Source organism: Hoeflea ulvae (assembly GCF_026619435.1).
GTDB classification, from domain to species: Bacteria; Pseudomonadota; Alphaproteobacteria; order Rhizobiales; family Rhizobiaceae; genus Hoeflea; species Hoeflea ulvae.
Map to the genome: position 1 here is coordinate 4,060,444 of NZ_JAOVZQ010000001.1, position 16,610 is coordinate 4,077,053.

A 16,610-nucleotide genomic window follows, 5' to 3' on the forward strand; every position below is an offset into this window, starting at 1 on the left:
GGTCGTCAGTCTCCCTGGCCGTCGGTTTCAAAATGCTTTGCCAGCCATCTGGCGGTTCTGAGCAGGCGCGCATCGCCACCACGCCGCCCGACAATCTGCACGCCCATCGGCATCCCGTCCTCGTCAGCAAACAGCGGCAGCGTGATCGCCGGTGTACCGCACAGGGTCCAGATCGCATTGAACACCGAATCGCCTGTACTCTCCAGCCCGGGCGGGGCGGCACCGGGTGCTGCGGGCGTGATGATGGCGTCACAGCGCTGGAAGATCGCGTCGAGCGCGGCATAGAGGTAATCCGGCCAGTCAAGCGCGGCGATATAGTCATGCGCCAGTGCTTTGCCGCCCCTGTCGAGCGCTTCCGAAAGTTGCGGTGACAGTTTGTCGGCGCCATCGCGGCTGTAGCGGTGGAAGCACTTGGCCATCTCCGCCAGATTGATCCGCTCGCGCATGGCCGCCGCTTCGGCGAAAGCATCCGGCAGTCCGGTTTCGAAACAACCCTCCCCCAGATGGTCCGCAAGTTCCTCCATCGCCATCTGGCACGCCGGGCTGGCCTTGTGCCAGTAAGGCGTCCGGATGAAAACGAATTGCGGCCGCACGGGCGCATCGGACGAAGCAATCGAATGCAGCCGCGGATGCGGCGCCGGTGCCGTCGCCTTGTCGAGTTCATCGTGACCGTACAGCACCTCCGCCAGCATCGCCGCGTCCTCGACGGTCCGGGCAAAGACCCCGACCCTGTCGAGCGTCGGCGACTGCGTCAGAATGCCGGTACGCGGAATGCTTCCCGCAGTTGGCAGGAAGCCGGTCACGCCGCAGAAGGATGCCGGACGGATTACCGATCCACCGGTTTGGGTGCCGACAGCCAGCGGCACCATGCCCGCGGCGACTGCCGCCGCGGAACCGGAAGACGAGCCACCCGGCGTGTGAGCCGGGTTGACCGGATTGCGGGTCTTGCCCGGATGCAGGAAGGCGAGTTCGGCGGTGACCGTCTTGCCGATGATGACGGCGCCCGCCGCGCGCAGCTTGCCGACAATGACAGCATCGCGCTCGGGCACACGACCGGCATCGATCACGGTGCCGTTGGCGGTGGGAATGCCGCGGGTATCGATGATGTCCTTCAACGCCACCGGCACCCCATGCAACGGTCCCAGCGGCCGGCCGGACTTGCGGTGTGCATCCGCGCCCTCGGCCTGGCGCATGGCGAACTCGGCATCGTACCATTCGAACGCCTTGATCTCCCCGTCCAGGCGCGCGATCCGGTCGAGACACGCTTTCATGTAATCGACGGCGGTCAACGCACCGCTGGCCATCCTGTCACGCACCTCCACGGCGCTCAGGCCAATCACCGTCATCGGGTCAATTCCCATAGAAGCGCTCCGGCAGGTAATAGACGATCTGCGGGAAGGCATACATCAGCGCCATGCAGATAAACACCATCAGCAGGAACGGCATGACACCGGCGAATATCTGCGTCAGCTTCACCTCGGGCGGCGCTATCCCCTTGAGATAATAGGCCGACATCGCCATTGGCGGGGTCAGGAACGACGTCTGCAGGTTGAGCGCGACGAGGATCCCGAAAAACAGCGGATCAATGTCGAAAATTGCCAGCAGCGGCAGGAAGATCGGCACGAAGATGATGATGATTTCCGACCATTCCAGCGGCCAGCCGAGCAGGAAGATGATCAGCTGGGCCAGCAGCAGGAACTGGAACGGCGTCAGATCCAGCCCGGTGACGAAATGGGCAATGAGCTGCTCGCCCCCCAGATAGGAAAACACCGAGGAAAAGGTGTAGGAGCCGACAAACAGCCAGCACACCATCGCCGTGGTTCGCACCGTGAGATAGGTGCTTTCGCGCAGCCTTTGCCAGGTCATGGCGCGGTAGGCGACGGCAAGCAGGATGCCGCCAAGCGCACCGATCGATGCGGCTTCGGTGGGCGTTGCGAGACCGAACAGGATCGATCCGAGCACCGAAAGGATCAGGAATGCCAGCGGGAAGAACGAGGTCGCAACCAGAAACAGCAGCCGGCCGATCGGCACGTCCGGCACTTCTTCATCGGTCGGACGCGGTGCAGCGCTCGGCTGCAGGATCGAGCGACCGATAATATAGACGAGATAGAGCCCGACCAGGGTGAACCCGGGCAACAGCGCGCCGGCATAGAGCTTGACGATGGAGACGCCGGAGGCCGCGGCATAGACAATCAGCATGATCGACGGCGGAATCAAGATGCCGAGCGTACCGCCGGCGCAGATGATGCCGGAAGCAAAGGCCGGATCGTAACGCGCCTTGAGCATTGCCGGCAGGGCCAGCAGTCCCATCAGCGTCACCACGGCGCCGACGATGCCGGTCGCTGTGGCAAACAGCGCGCAGGTGATCAGGGCCGCCACGCCCATGGATCCCGGAACCCGCTTGGAGGCCAGGTTCAGCGTCGAGAAAAGCCGGTCGACGATATTGGCGCGTTCGACGATATAGCCCATGAACAGGAACAGCGGCACCGCCGTCAGCACCTCGTTGGACATCACCGTATAGGTCTGGTTGATGAAGAGGTCGAAGATCCGGTTGTTGAAGAACCCCTCTATCCAGAGAGACAGGCTGTCCCAGGTTGTCGCCATTTCGTCGAGGCGAAAATAGGAGCGCCACATCCGTGAAGGGTCGAAATAGGCGTAGTAGCCAAAGCCGATGCCCATGGCCATCAGCGTAAAGGCGATCGGGAAGCCCAGGAACACCATGAAGATGAACAGGCCCAGCATCATCAGCGCAATTTGGGGATCGGTCATATATGTCCGCCAGTCTCGGCCTCATCGGCCCTTTTCATCATGAGGTCTTCGGTCTCGCGCACGTCTTCTTCCGCCTCTATCCATTCGCCGGTGCGGATGCAGACGATGCAGCGGAAGACCTGGGCAATGCCCTGAAGGAACAGCAATATGCCTGCGGCCACGATCACCGTTTTGAACTGGTAGATCGGAATGCCCGCGGGACTGTTGACGCTGACTTCGCTGTAGCCCCAGGAGCGGGACGCATATTTCCAGCCGGAAATGATCAGCGCGGTGACGCCGGGAAAGAAGAACAGGATATAGAGCACCAGATCCAGCTTCGCCTGGTTCTGCGGACGCCAGAGCCGGTAGAGAAAATCGCCTCTCACATGCCCTCCACGCGACAGCGTATAGGCGCCGCCCATCATGAACAGGGATCCGTACATGATGAATGAAACATCGAGTGCCCAGGGCGTGGGTGCATTGAAGAGGTAACGGGATACCACTTCAAAGCCGGTGCCGCAGGCCATGAGGATGATCAGCCAGGCGAAGGCCTTGCCGAATGCCGCCGACAAGGTGTCGGCAAAACGGATATATTGAATCATGATCAGCTACTCTCCCTTGCACGAATGATCCGGCGGAGCGAATTCCGCCGGATCAGTTCAGCAATCACAACCCACCCGGTTCAGAGCTTGAGCTTGCCCGGGAAGTAGTGGTCATAGGCCAGGCCCAGATCGGGAGCGTTCATCAGCTCGTAATAGGCGACCTGCTCGACCCAGGCGCGCTGGCTGTCCATGATCTTCTTCATGAAGGCGTCGTTGCCGAGCTCCTCGATCAGGCCGTCCCATGCGTCGAGCTGGGCGGCGAGGATCTCCTTCGACGTGCGATGCACGGTGACACCCGATTCGGACTGCAGCTTCTGCAGATCGGTCGAATATTCCTTCATCGCCAGCGCGGTGTTGGACGTCGATGCAGCCTCGACCGAGTACTGCATGATCGCCCGCAGATCGGGCTCGAGATCGTCCCAGAAGTCCTTGTTGAAGCAGAACTCGAAGGATTCGGACGCCTGGTGATAGGATGACAGATAATAGTTCTTGGCCACGTCCTGCGCGCCGAAGCGGCTGTCGGATGACGGGTTGTTGAACTCGAACGCGTCGATCACGCCGCGCTCCATGGCCGGAACGATTTCGCCGCCGGGCAACTGCGCCACCGACATGCCCATGGACTGCAGCAGATCTGCCGCCAGGCCGACCGTGCGATATTTGAAGCCCTTGATGTCGGCGACGGTGTTGACCTCGCCCTTGAACCAGCCGAAAGGCTGGGCCGGCATCGGGAACCCGTAAAAGCCGACGACATTGAGGCCCAGAATATCCTGGGTCAGTTCGCGGTAGAGTTCCTGCCCGCCGCCCTGATAGAACCAGCCGAGCATGGTCGTAGCCGATCCGCCGAAGACCGGGCCGGTCCCGAAGAACGAAGCCGCCTTGGACTTGCCGTACCAGTAGACCGAAACGGTATGGCCGGCATCGATGATCCCGTCATTGACCGCATCCATCACCTGAAACGCGCCGACAACGGCGCCGGCAGGCAGAAGGTCAACCTTGATGCGGTTGTTCGACATTTCCTCCACACGGGTGATGTATTCGCGGGCGAAATCCATCCAGATGTCGGAAGCAGGCCAAGAGGACTGCATCTTCACAACCAGCGGCGCCTGCGCCAGCACCGCCGGCGCCGACAGGGCGCCTGCAGCGGCGACACCGCCCAGCATCGATCCCTTTTTCAAAAAGGACCTTCTCGAAACCGACTTATCGTTTTGATTCTGCATATCCAATCCTCCCAATTGGTTGGCATTCAACGTTCGACGTAGAGAATATTCAGCAACAACGGGGATAATACAACCCAGAGACTTCTTCGACTAAAGACCAATAGTACTGCGCCCGAGCCTGTGCCGCGTCTTTTGCGCCGATGCTTCCCCCGAACCCTAGCACTGTGCCCCCTGCTGACGCTATAAGCGAGCAGGCGGGTGTTCCCGCCACATTATAGACGAGCCGAGGGTGAGGCGGCAAAGCATGACCAGCATGGATTCCATTCGCCGCGAATATGAACGGTATCCGCCCAACGGATTCCGCCGCTTCACGCGCTGGTTCACCAAGCGGATTCCGACGCGGCTCTATGCCCGCGCGCTTCTGATCATCATCATTCCGATGGTGTTGCTGCAATCGGTGATCGCCTTCGTCTTCATGGAGCGGCACTGGCAGACCGTGACCCAGCGGCTGTCCATGGCCGTCACCCGCGACATCGCCGCCATCATCGACGTGCTCGACACCTTCCCGCAGGACGCGGCCTATAATGACATCATCCGCATCGCCCGCGAACGGCTTGAGCTCAACATCGCCATCGAACCGCCCGGCGACTTGCCCGCCCCGCGGCCAAAACCGTTCTTCTCGATTCTCGACCAGATCCTGTCCGAGGAAATCACCCGCCAGATCCGGCTGCCGTTCTGGATCGACACAGTCGGCAATTCCAACATCGTCGAGGTCCGGATCAAGCTCGATGACAAGATTCTTCGCGTCTTTGCCAAGCGCAGCCAGGCTTACGCCTCCAACACCCATATCTTCCTGCTCTGGATGGTCGGCACCTCGCTGGTGCTGCTGGTCATCGCCATCCTGTTCCTGCGCGGCCAGATCCGGCCGATCCTGAAACTGACGCAAGCGGCCGAAAGCTTCGGCAAGGGCCAGCGCATGCCCGATGATTTCCGGCCCCGCGGCGCCGACGAGGTGCGCCGCGCCGGCGTTGCCTTCATCAAGATGCGCGAACGCATCGAACGCCAGCTCGAGCAGCGCACCGCCATGCTCTCCGGTGTCAGCCACGACCTGCGCACCATCCTCACCCGCTTCCGCCTGCAACTGGCGCTGGTCAGCGACGGCCCCGAACTCGATGACCTCAACAAGGACATCGACGACATGCAGTCGATGCTCGACAGTTATCTGTCCTTCGCCCGCGGCGAAGCCGAGGAGGATGTCGGCACCGTCAGCCTGAAAAGCGTCGTCGAAAAGGTCGCAGCCGACGGCCGCCTGCGCGGCGCCACGGTCACGGTATCGGTGGAAGGGGCTGACGAGATCAATGTCCGGCCCAATGCCTTCGCCCGGCTTCTGACCAATCTGGTCTCCAATGCCTGCCGGCATGGCGACGAAGTGTCGATTCACGCCCAGAGCCGCGGCAAATGGCTGACCATTGCCATTGACGACGACGGCCCCGGCATTCCCGAAGAGGCGCGCGAAGACGTGTTCCGGCCGTTCTACCGGCTCGACGCAGCCCGCAACCAGGACGAATCGGGCACCGGCCTCGGCCTGGCGATCGTGCGCGACATCGCCCGCAGCCATGGCGGCGACGTCACCCTGTCCGACAGCGAAAAAGGCGGATTGCGCGCCACCATCCGCCTGCCGGTTTAGCCCCTCCATCCGCCGGGCGTTTGCTGACAGCGCAGCCGTCGGCTTTTGCGCCATCCGCATGTGTCTGACTGGCGATGTCCAAAAAGCGTCTGAATGGTCAGGAAATCATGGAATCAGATGCGCATGGCAGGGACCACCCGTCCCGCCCTCACCCGCGCGGCATCCGCGATGCACATACAAGGACAAAGGCGCTTGGTGTGACAAGGTCAGCCCGGAAGCCGGGGCGATGGGTGCCGTGGTCAGTTGCGGGTGATGCTCACGACCGTGCCGCTGGCCTCGGGTGAGGTTTCCCCCTCCGGATCGCTGTCGCGATGCGTGAAGCGGTATCCGGTCAGTTCCGAGCGCATGCGCTCGTTCTCGTCTTCCAGAGCCTCGATCGAACCGCGCAATTCGTTGATCGTGGTTTCGTATTGCAGGCGGTCGTTTTCCATCAGCACCGAGTTGGATTTGCTGGCCGCATCGAGCTTGGAGTTCTCTTCATTGGCAACTTCCAGCTGGATCTCGATCTTGCGGCGCTTTTCGATCTCGGCGGTGTTCTTCTGGCGCAGTTCGCTGACCAGTTCGCCATTGGAAAGCGACTGCCGGCGAAGATCGCCGATCTCCTCCTTGGCAGCGGCAATGGTCGCGCCAAGCTGAACGATGTCGTAATCGCGCTGGTTCTTCTCGCGGCGGATGGCGTTGAGCATCTGCGATTCCGATTGGTAGCGGACGCGCGATTCCTCAAGCAGCCGCTCGATCACGCGATAGCGTCCGCGCGCGGCTTCGAGCTGGCTTTCGTTCTGCGCCTTGGCGTCTTCGCGGTCCTTGATCAGCTGCTCGTTCTCGACGCGCAGCGAATTCGACACGATCGTCTCGCGCTTCAGTTTCGCCGTCAGCGCCGCGATTTGCTCGCGCAGGCCTGCTGCGGTGGCATCCCGCGCAAACAGGTCCTTGGTCGACTGGTTGATGCGATCGGTAAGGTTTTGCTTGGTGGTCGCCAGATTGCTGTTGACCTCCAGCAGCTTCGCCATCTGCTCCTTGAGCTTGATCAGCTCGCCCTTGTATTCGGACGCGGTCTTGTCGGATATTTCCTTCTGTTCCTGGTGCTTTTCCAGTTGTGCCAGAAGCGTGTCCTTGGTGATTTTCAGCTCGCGCGCCATCGGCTCAAGACGGCTCAGGCGCGAATCGAGCTCGGCATTGAGAATGCGGAGATCCGACAGCGCGCTTTCCTGCTCGATGGATTTTTGTCTCTGGGCCGAATGCGCCGATTTTTCGCGCTGAAAGCTGTAATCCAGCCGCTCGAAATCGCCCTTGAGGGTCGCAAGATCGGAGCTGGCATTGTTGTATTTGCTTTGCTCTTCCTTGTAGAGTTCCTCAAAGAAGAAATAACGCTCCCGGGAATCCTTTAACTGCGCGCCCAGATCGGTGACGCTCGGGATAATCTTGCTAAAAAGCTCCGGCACCTGCGCTATATTGCTTAGCGCCTCTTCAAACTCGGCGATCTGCTGCATAATTTTCGGATCACCTTCAACGGCCTGCTTTTCAGCTTCCGTCGGGGCGGGTTCACCATTTTTTGCCCGACGAAAATTATCAGAGAACGTTTTGAACACTTCAAGAATCCCATTTGTTAACATTTATTAACCACTCATGGGCGGCAATATCAAGGGAAATTCCTGTGCATTCGAAGCATTATGAACATTTTTTAGCCACAGAAATGGCATTACGGCACCCGGGCTCGGTTCACGTTGTGCAATCGGCGGAGAGCCGTGGCGAGCGCACGCGCCAACAGCCATCGCCGCGCCAACCACCCGGTCAGGGCTTACGCCTGAACATTCGGTTAAGTATTTGAAAACGTTGTGAAGGACATGTCACCGGCCTGGGATCCGGACCACCCGGCTCGCAAGCGCCGGCAGGCGGTCACATCAGGCGCGAGCCATCCGCGACGGTCTTGTCGACGCTGGCCAGCACCACGGCGCCATTCGCATCGAGAAAGCCGAGGGTCAGCACTTCCGACATGAACGGACCGATCTGGCGCGGCGGGAAATTGACCACGGCCATCACCTGGCGTCCCACCAGTGATTCGGGCGTGTAATGTTCGGTGATCTGCGCCGAGGATTTCTTCTCGCCGATCTCGGGGCCGAAATCGATGCGCAGCTTGAACGCCGGCTTGCGCGCCTGCGGAAAGACTTCCGCCGCAACCACCGTGCCGGTGCGGATATCGACCTTCTCGAAATCGGCAAAGCTGATTGTTTCGCTCATCGAAAAGCCTCCCTGTCAGCCGGCAAGTTCGCGCGAGCGATCAGCCGCAGCCTGCAGCGCCGCATCAAATACCGGCTGGAGGCCGTCCTCGGCCATCAACACGGCCAGGGCTGCCGCCGTCGTCCCGTTGGGCGAAGTGACATTCTGCCTCAGGACTGCCGCGTCGTCCGGCGACTGGTGCATCAGTTCACCTGCACCCGTCACCGTCGCGCGCGCCAGGCGCATGGCGAGGTCCGCCGGCAGGCCGCATTTGCGTCCCGCCTCCGCCATGCACTCGACAACGTAAAACACATAGGCCGGGCCGCTGCCCGACACTGCCGTGATCGAATCGATCAGCGCCTCGTCCTCGACCCATTCGACCGGGCCGCAGACCGACAGCAATGTGTCGATTTCGGCTTTCGCTTCGGCACTGACAGCGGCATTGGCGACCGCGCCGGTGATGCCGCGGCCGACCATGGCCGGCGTGTTGGGAATGGTCCGCACCACCGCACCGCCGAGCCGTTCCTCGAAATAGGCGATGGTCTTGCCAGCCGCGATCGACAGGCTGACCGTCTTGGGCCCGACCAGGCCGGTCAGTCCCGGAAGCACGGCGTCCATGATCTGCGGCTTGACCGCCAGCATCAGGATGCCCGCAACCAGTCCTTCCGGCGCGGACGCTTCACAGCGCACCCCGGCCGCAGCCAGCCGCGCCGCCATTGCCCCTGACGGTTTCGGATCGAGCACCACGATCGTTGCCGGATCGGTGCCTGCCTCAAGCCAGCCATTGAGCATGGCGCCGCCCATATTGCCGGCGCCGACCAGAACCAGGGGGTTGGCTGCAGAAATCATCTCACGCCTCGCCGCGGGTTTCGAACATCACCGCGGTTACCGCCGACTGCGCATCCATGCCGGACCAGACGACGAACTGGAAGGCCTGGAAATAGGCCTCGCAGGAATCCAGCGCATTCGACAACAGCACCTCGACCTGGCGGTTGGTCGGTTCGGCGCCGCCGGCCAGCAGCAGCGACTGCCGGAACAGGATGACATGCTCATGTTGCCACAGGTCGAAATGCCCCATCAGCACCTGGCCATTGACGTGCGACAGAAGCTTCATCACCTCGGTGACACGAACCTCGGGCACCTTGATGTCGAAGGCGCTGGCGATGTGCAGCGCTTCGCAATCTTCCATCCAGGAAAACGAGACATGGTAATCCGTCCAATGGCCCTCGACGGTCATTGCGATCTCGTGCTCGCCGGATCGTTCAAATGTCCAATCATTCGCCGCCGCCACGAATTCGATCATGTCTACCGGATTGGAGTGCCGTTCGAATTCGATATTGCTGAGATTCATGCCCCACCTAGTCTTTAACAAAGCGCCCGCGAACCGCAGTGAGCGGTGCCAGGCAAAAACGTCTTTCTCGCATGATTCAACCGTTGTTGACGGGCACCTGCAGTTGCGGTTCCCGGCGGGGCTTTTTGCTGCCCATTCCGAATCATCATTTAGAATCAGTGTATAAATGCAGAGTCCGAGCGCCAGCCCCCCGACTGCATTTAGTCAGGGACAACCTGTGGACCAAGCTCCCAATCCGATTCCGCCGTGACTCATAACTGACTCACGCAAAAGGCTTTTTGAGCCTCGCGGTCCGGTGGATAACCTGTGCAAAAAAAGTGGGATAAACCGGCCCGTCAGGCCTTCGTCGATGGCGCCGGCTTGGAAGCGGAGGATTTGCCTGCCGCGGCAGGTTTTTCGGACAGCTTCTGCTCCATCGCATCGAGCCTTGCCGACAGCGCGTCATTTTCCTCGCGCGCCTTGATCGCCATGTCGCGAACCGCCTCGAATTCCTCCCGCTTGACCAGGTCCATCGAGTTGAGCAGCCGCTCGAGCTGGCTGCGCATGCCGGTTTCGACTTCGCGTCGTACACCCTGTGCCGCACCCGCCGCATCGGTCATCAGCTTTGCCAGTTCGTCAAGAATTCGGTTCGATCCGCTGTTCATCGTCTTCATCCCTGTTTCGGGCCCGCGTCGGGCCTGTTGCAAGCCTCTCGCGGGCCGGGTCCGGTGCTGCCGCGTGAGCGCATTTTGTCTTTCTGAGGTAAGCACTCGCGCGTTCAGTTGCAAGCCAAACCGCAACCCCGCAAGGCTTGCGCAAAGCTCGTATGCCATGTCACAGCAACAATTCGTACAACCGCCGGGCCGAAAAAGGCCCAGATGCCGTGACAAGAATTCCGGGCACGCGCCCTGGCCGCGCACCCGACAGGAAGGAAGCCGCCTTGGAATTGATCGCACCGCTGTTGTCGCTGATGGCTTTCCCGGACATCGATCCGGTGATTTTCGCACTCGGACCGCTGCAGATCCGCTGGTATGGCCTGGCCTATGTGACCGGCATTCTGCTGGGCTGGCGCTATGCCCGGCGGCTGGTCGACAATGCCCGGCTCTGGCCGGCAAGCGGGCCGCGCATGACCGCGCTCGATCTCGATGATTTCCTGGTCTGGGCCACGGTCGGCATCGTCGTCGGAGGCCGCATCGGCTATGTGCTGTTTTACGATCTCGCCGCCGTCTCGGCCAACCCGGCCCGCATTTTCGAGATCTGGAACGGCGGCATGTCCTTCCATGGCGGATTGCTCGGCACGCTTGTCGCCATGATCATGTTTGCCCGCAAACGGGGCATTCCGCTGTTCAACCTGTTTGACGTGGTCTGCGCCGTGGTCCCTGTTGGCCTGCTCTTCGGCCGTCTGGCCAACTACATCAATTCCGAACTCTGGGGCAAGCTGACCGATGTGCCCTGGGCGGTCGTGTTTCCCACGGGCGGGCCGTTTCCCGGGCACCCGACCCAGCTCTACGAGGCAGGGCTCGAGGGCATCGTGCTGCTGGCGGCGCTGGCCTGGCTGATCTACCGGCATCAGGCCTTCAAGCGGCCCGGCCTGGTCTCGGGCGCCTTCATCAGCGGCTACGCAGTGTCGCGCATCATTGTCGAGTTCTTCCGCGAGCCGGATGTGCAGATCGGATACCTCGCCGGTGACTGGCTGACCATGGGCATGGTCCTGTCGCTGCCGATGCTGGCCGTCGGCCTCTGGGCCATATCCACCGCAAGGTCGCGCGCCAATGCGGGCGCTTAGACAGGTTTGGGAGGGCCCGGCGATGACCCCGCTTGCAGAAAAGATCACCAGATTGATCGAGCAGTCAGGCCCTTTGCGCATCTCGGACTATTTTGCGCTGTGCCTGGGTGATCCCGACCACGGCTACTACCAGAACCGCGAGCCTTTCGGCCGTTCGGGCGATTTCATCACCGCGCCCGAGGTCTCGCAACTCTTTGGCGAAATGATCGGCGTCTGGCTGGTCCATGCCTGGCAGGCTCAGGGCTCGCCGACACCGGTCCGGATTGCCGAAATCGGCCCGGGCCGCGGCACGCTGATGTCCGACGCGATGCGGGTGATCGCCCGCCTGGCGCCGGACATGGAGGCTGCCGCCAGCATTCACATGGTCGAGACCAGCAAGCGGCTGCGCAATGTTCAGCGCCAGACACTGGTGCAGATCAAGGAGCGCATTACCTGGCATTCGATGATCGAGGAGATCCCATCGGGATTTACCCTGGTGGTCGCCAATGAACTGTTCGACGCGATCCCGATCCACCAGTTCGTCAAGACCCCGCAGGGCTTCCGCGAACGCATGGTCGGGCTCGACGACACCGGCAAGCTGACCTTCGGGCTCGGGCCCGGCGGCTTCGACGCGTCCCTGTTGCCGGTGGATGAGGCGAGAGTCCCCGACGGCGAAGTCTTCGAGCTGTCGCCGGCCCGCTCTGCCATCATGCAGGCAATTGCCGCCAGGATCGTCCGCGACGGCGGCTCCGCACTGGTCATTGACTACGGCCATCTGGTCACCGGCTTCGGCGACACTCTGCAGGCTGTCTACCGGCATGATTACGACCCGCCGCTGGCCCGCCCCGGCGAGGCCGACCTGACAAGCCATGTCGATTTCCAGGCGCTCGGGGAAGCCGCAAGCCAGGCCGGCGCCTTTGTCCACCGCGCCATCAGCCAGGGCGAATTCCTTGTCGGGCTGGGGCTGGTCGAGCGCGCCGGCGCACTGGGTGCGGGCCGCGACTCCTTGACCCAGGCCACCATCAGCGACGCCGTCAACCGGCTTGCCGGCGAGGGCGAAGCCCGCATGGGAGCGCTGTTCAAGGTGCTCGCCATCAGCGGCAGCCCGGTGCGGATAGCGCCATTCGATCCACATTCCGCTTGAGTGGAAGAATTGACAGACACCGTGCCGGCGGGTCACCATTCGCCGACAGACAAGCAGAATCTGCGGATTCGGCCCCCCAGGGCCCGGGGAGGACCAGATCATGAAGGTTGACCGCCGCGCACCAAACCCGGTGCGGAGCGCACTTTTGGATGGCGCATCCTCGGGCAATCGGGTCTCCCACGGGTTCTTCAGCCGCAGCGGCGGCGTGTCCGAAGGGCTTTACCGCGGCCTCAATGTCGGGCTGGGATCGAACGACAACCGCGCCCATATCGAGGAAAACCGGGCGCGGGTGAGTCGCTGGTTCGACATGGAACCCGACCGCCTGGTCACCTTGCACCAGGTCCATTCGCCACGGGTTCACATCGCCACGGCCCAAAACCGCGCCGAACGGCCGCAGGCCGACGCGCTGGTCACCAGCACGCCGGGCCTGGTTCTCGGGGTGCTGACGGCCGATTGCGGACCGGTGCTGTTTGCCGATCCGGACGCCGGCGTCGTCGGCGCGGCCCATGCCGGCTGGCGCGGCGCCTTTGACGGCGTTCTTGAAAGCACGGTGGAAGCCATGCAGACGCTCGGCGCGGACCCCGGACGGATCGTGGCGGTGCTCGGCCCGTCGATCAGCCAGCCCAATTACGAGGTCGGTCCGGAATTCATCAACCGGTTCGTCGATCGCGATCCCGCCTTCGAAATCTACTTCCGGCCATCGGCCAGAGACGACCACGCGCTGTTCGACCTGAGGCAGTTCACGCTCGACCGGCTGCGCGCCGCCGGGCTCACCGCCGACATGGTCGCAGACTGCACCTATGCCGATGAAGCCGCCTGGTATTCCTACCGGCGCGCCACCCATCGCAATGAACCCGATTACGGACGACAAATCTCCGCCATCGCCATCAAGGAGGACGCCCATGGCCCTGCATTTTGAACGCGAGGAATACGCCGCCCGTCTGGACAAGCTGCTGGCCAGCATGCGGGAGGAAAAACTCGACGCCATGCTGCTGTTCGCCCAGGAGAGCATGTACTGGCTGACCGGCTACGATACATTCGGCTTCTGTTTCTTCCAGTGCCTCGTGGTCAAGGCCGATGGCAGCATGAACCTGCTGACCCGCTCTGCCGACCTGCGCCAGGCCCGCCAGACCTCGATCATCGAAAACATCGTGGTCTGGACCGACCGGACCAAGGCCGATCCGGCGCTGGATCTGAAAAACCTGCTCTCCGATCTCGACCTGCTCGGCGAGCGCATCGGCGTGGAATACGACACCCACGGCCTGACCGGCGCCAATTGCCGCAAGCTCGACAACCAGTTGCAGAGCTTCGCCGAACTGGTGGACCAGTCCTACCTGGTCAGCCGTCTGCGGCTGATCAAGAGCCCGGCGGAAATCGCCCATGTAAGGCGCGCTGCAGGCCTGGCCGATGCCGCGCTTGATGCGGCACTGCCCCTGATCAAGCCCGGCGCCGACGAGGCCGACATTCTTGCCGCCATGCAGGGGGCGGTGTTTTCCGGCGGCGGCGACTACCCGGCCAACGAGTTCATCATCGGCTCGGGCGAGGACGCGCTGCTGTGCCGCTACAAGGCCGGCCGCCGCAAACTGACCGACAATGACCAGCTGACGCTGGAATGGGCGAGGCACCTTCGCCCATTACCATGTCGCCATGATGCGCACGGTGGTGATCGGCGAGCCGACCCTGCGCCACATCGAACTCTACGAGGCCTGCCGCGCGTCGCTCGACGCCATCACCGCCATCCTCCGGCCCGGCACCACATTCGGCCAGGTCTTCGATGCCCATGCCGAAGTCATGGATGCTCGCGGCCTGACCCGGCACCGGCTCAATGCCTGCGGCTACTCGCTGGGCGCCCGCTTCACGCCGAGCTGGATGGAGCACCAGATGTTTCATGCTGGCAATCCGCGCGAGATCGAGCCCGACATGACCCTCTTCGTGCACATGATCATCATGGATTCCGAGGCCGGAACGGCCATGACACTGGGGCAGACCTATCTGACCACAACGGATGAGCCGGAATCGCTCTCTGCCAAATCACTGGACCTGATCATCGCTCCATAGCGGCACTCCAGGGCCTGATCCTGCCGATTCCGCCTGCGTGTCAAACCGCAGCGGAACCGGTAGAGATTGACAGGCTTGCCTCCGGGATTTCATAACAGGGGGGAAACGGCGGGGAACATGATAAAAACCATCAAAATCATGGGCGCTCTATGCGCATTGGTCATTGTGGTTGCCGGTTGCAACAGCACAGAGCAGACGCTTCAGCCAATTCCGGGGGACCAGCAGGCCGCTGCCGCAAACACGGATGCGCCCTCCTCCGCCGGCACCGAGGTGTTTCCGGCCGGACAAGGCACGGCGCCGGGCGCACCGACTCCGGGCGCAACCGCAGGACAGACGGTTTCCGCCCCCGCGGGTCAATTGCGCGGCCGGATCCGGTTCACCCCGGTGATCGGCGCGCCGGTCAATGCGGTGACGCCCCTGTCGCGGCAACTCGCCGTCGAGGCCCGCAATCGCGGCCTGGCCATTCTCAGCGCCTCCGATACCGGCGGCGACCATGTCCTGAAGGGATATTTCTCGGCGGACAATTTCAACGGCCAGACAACGGTGTTTTACGTCTGGGACGTGCTCGACACCGCCGGTGCGCGCCTGCACCGGATCCAGGGCCAGGAAAGTTTCCCCGGCGGCGCCGGTGATCCCCGGGCGTCCGTGCCCGCCGACGTGATGGAGCGGATCGCCGCCCGTTCGATTGCCGATTACGTCTCCTGGCGCGGCCTTTGAGGCGGATCTACCTGCGATACGCCTCCCGAGCCGATGCGCCCCATGGCTGCAGCCAAAACCGCGGCATCCGCATTTGCCGATAAGAAACCCCTGCGAATTAACAGAAAAATAGCGCACATCGCCGATGCGTGCTTGCAATCATCGGAAGCCCCGCTAAAACGCGGGCCAACGGGTTGGCGCCCCGTCCCCATGAGCGACCCTGCACATGGCGTGACGCGGCCGGAAAAAACAGGCGGTCCCAAATGAAGGTTTTCGCGGGAAACTCGAACCGACGTTTGGCGGAGTCCATTTGCAACTATCTCAATGTGCCCTTGGGCAAGGCAAGCGTCCGACGCTTCGCCGATCAGGAGATCTTTGTCGAAATCCAGGAAAATGTGCGCGGCGAGGATGTGTTCATCCTCCAGTCCACCTCCTACCCGACCAATGACAACCTGATGGAACTGCTGATCATGATCGACGCCTTCCGGCGATCATCAGCCAGAAGGATCACGGCCGTGCTGCCCTATTTCGGCTATGCCCGTCAGGACCGCCGCGCCTCGGGCCGCACGCCGATCTCGGCCAAGCTGGTGGCCAATCTGATTACCGAAGCCGGCGCCGACCGGGTGCTGACGCTTGACCTGCACGCAGGCCAGATCCAGGGCTTCTTCGATATTCCAACCGACAACCTGTTCGCCATTCCGGTGATTGCCCGTGACATCAAGGCCCATTACGAGCTGGAAAATGTCATGGTGGTCTCACCTGACGTTGGCGGCGTGGTCCGCGCCCGTGCGCTCGGCAAACGCCTGGGCTCGCTGCTTGCAATCGTCGACAAGCGCCGCGACCGTCCCGGCGAATCCGAAGTCATGAACATCATCGGTGAAGTTGACGGCAAGGACTGCATCCTGATCGACGACATCGTCGATTCCGGTGGCACCCTGTGCAACGCCGCCGAAGCGCTGCTCAACAATGGCGCCAAATCCGTGACCGCCTACATCACCCATGGTGTATTGTCGGGCGGCGCCGTGGCGCGCGTTTCGTCTTCGAAACTCAAGGAACTGGTCATCACCGACTCGATTCAGCCGACACAGGAAATCCAGAACGCACCCAATATCCGCGTGCTGTCGACTGATGCGCTGATCGGCGAAGCCATCAACCGCACCGCGGCTGAACAGTCGGTGTCGAGCCTGTTCGACTGACACCGGCCGC

Annotated in this window: 15 protein-coding genes and 1 pseudogene; 7 read left to right on the forward strand and 9 right to left on the reverse strand. The window is 62.1% G+C overall.

The genetic code is table 11. The features are described 5' to 3' along the window. Positions 1-5: 5 nt before the first annotated feature. The 4 genes from OEG82_RS19345 to OEG82_RS19360 all read right to left on the reverse strand — a co-directional run bounded on the left by OEG82_RS19345 (position 6) and on the right by OEG82_RS19360 (position 4,567). A complete protein-coding gene (locus tag OEG82_RS19345; RefSeq protein WP_267613999.1) occupies positions 6-1,361 on the reverse strand; it encodes an amidase in 1,356 nt (451 codons plus the stop codon). Continuing rightward, entirely contained in the window at positions 1,351-2,769 is a 1,419-nt protein-coding gene (locus OEG82_RS19350) for a TRAP transporter large permease (RefSeq protein WP_267614000.1), read from the reverse strand. Before OEG82_RS19350 ends, OEG82_RS19345 begins: the two co-directional genes overlap by 11 nt. Beyond that, a complete protein-coding gene (locus OEG82_RS19355; protein WP_267614001.1) occupies positions 2,766-3,350 on the reverse strand; it encodes a TRAP transporter small permease subunit in 585 nt (194 codons plus the stop codon). Before OEG82_RS19355 ends, OEG82_RS19350 begins: the two co-directional genes overlap by 4 nt. A gap of 80 nt (positions 3,351-3,430) precedes the next feature. Continuing rightward, complete coding sequence (locus OEG82_RS19360; RefSeq protein ID WP_267614002.1) at positions 3,431-4,567, reverse strand: TRAP transporter substrate-binding protein; 1,137 nt, start codon at positions 4,565-4,567, stop codon at positions 3,431-3,433. Between the two features lie 244 nt (positions 4,568-4,811). Here OEG82_RS19360 and OEG82_RS19365 point away from each other — a divergent pair, with 244 nt between their 5' ends. Beyond that, positions 4,812-6,194, forward strand: coding sequence for an ATP-binding protein (locus tag OEG82_RS19365; RefSeq protein ID WP_267614003.1), 1,383 nt, complete (start codon positions 4,812-4,814; stop codon positions 6,192-6,194). A gap of 239 nt (positions 6,195-6,433) precedes the next feature. On the opposite strand, the gene OEG82_RS19370 is transcribed toward OEG82_RS19365, so the two are convergent. From OEG82_RS19370 to OEG82_RS19390, 5 genes are all read right to left on the reverse strand, one after another. Next, positions 6,434-7,684: a coiled-coil domain-containing protein gene (locus tag OEG82_RS19370; protein ID WP_267614004.1), complete on the reverse strand. Its 1,251-nt coding sequence runs from the start codon at positions 7,682-7,684 to the stop codon at positions 6,434-6,436. Between the two features lie 406 nt (positions 7,685-8,090). Then, on the reverse strand, positions 8,091-8,432 hold the full coding sequence (locus OEG82_RS19375; RefSeq protein WP_267614005.1) for a tRNA-binding protein: 342 nt from the start codon (positions 8,430-8,432) through the stop codon (positions 8,091-8,093). Positions 8,433-8,447: 15 nt separating this feature from the next. Further along, the gene (proC, locus tag OEG82_RS19380; protein WP_267614006.1) at positions 8,448-9,260 is read right to left on the reverse strand and encodes a pyrroline-5-carboxylate reductase; all 813 of its coding nucleotides are present in this window, start codon (positions 9,258-9,260) and stop codon (positions 8,448-8,450) included. Between the two features lies 1 nt (position 9,261). Then, the gene (locus tag OEG82_RS19385; RefSeq protein ID WP_267614007.1) at positions 9,262-9,762 is read right to left on the reverse strand and encodes a type III secretion system chaperone family protein; all 501 of its coding nucleotides are present in this window, start codon (positions 9,760-9,762) and stop codon (positions 9,262-9,264) included. 335 nt (positions 9,763-10,097) lie between these two features. Continuing rightward, the gene (locus OEG82_RS19390) at positions 10,098-10,406 is read right to left on the reverse strand and encodes an accessory factor UbiK family protein (RefSeq protein ID WP_267614008.1); all 309 of its coding nucleotides are present in this window, start codon (positions 10,404-10,406) and stop codon (positions 10,098-10,100) included. A 275-nt stretch (positions 10,407-10,681) separates the two neighbouring features. Between OEG82_RS19390 and lgt the strand changes: the two genes are divergently transcribed. The 6 genes and pseudogenes from lgt to OEG82_RS19420 all read left to right on the forward strand — a co-directional run bounded on the left by lgt (position 10,682) and on the right by OEG82_RS19420 (position 16,600). Next, the gene (gene lgt / locus OEG82_RS19395) at positions 10,682-11,527 is read left to right on the forward strand and encodes a prolipoprotein diacylglyceryl transferase (protein WP_267614009.1); all 846 of its coding nucleotides are present in this window, start codon (positions 10,682-10,684) and stop codon (positions 11,525-11,527) included. Between the two features lie 22 nt (positions 11,528-11,549). Continuing rightward, on the forward strand, positions 11,550-12,650 hold the full coding sequence (locus OEG82_RS19400) for a class I SAM-dependent methyltransferase (protein ID WP_267614010.1): 1,101 nt from the start codon (positions 11,550-11,552) through the stop codon (positions 12,648-12,650). A gap of 100 nt (positions 12,651-12,750) precedes the next feature. After that, entirely contained in the window at positions 12,751-13,569 is an 819-nt protein-coding gene (gene pgeF, locus OEG82_RS19405; RefSeq protein WP_267614011.1) for a peptidoglycan editing factor PgeF, read from the forward strand. Beyond that, a pseudogene (locus tag OEG82_RS19410) lies at positions 13,553-14,708 on the forward strand (M24 family metallopeptidase). Before pgeF ends, OEG82_RS19410 begins: the two are co-directional and overlap by 17 nt. 117 nt (positions 14,709-14,825) lie before the next feature. After that, positions 14,826-15,425, forward strand: coding sequence for a hypothetical protein (locus OEG82_RS24235; RefSeq protein ID WP_324288964.1), 600 nt, complete (start codon positions 14,826-14,828; stop codon positions 15,423-15,425). Between the two features lie 242 nt (positions 15,426-15,667). Beyond that, the gene (locus OEG82_RS19420; RefSeq protein ID WP_267614012.1) at positions 15,668-16,600 is read left to right on the forward strand and encodes a ribose-phosphate pyrophosphokinase; all 933 of its coding nucleotides are present in this window, start codon (positions 15,668-15,670) and stop codon (positions 16,598-16,600) included. Positions 16,601-16,610 lie beyond the last annotated feature (10 nt).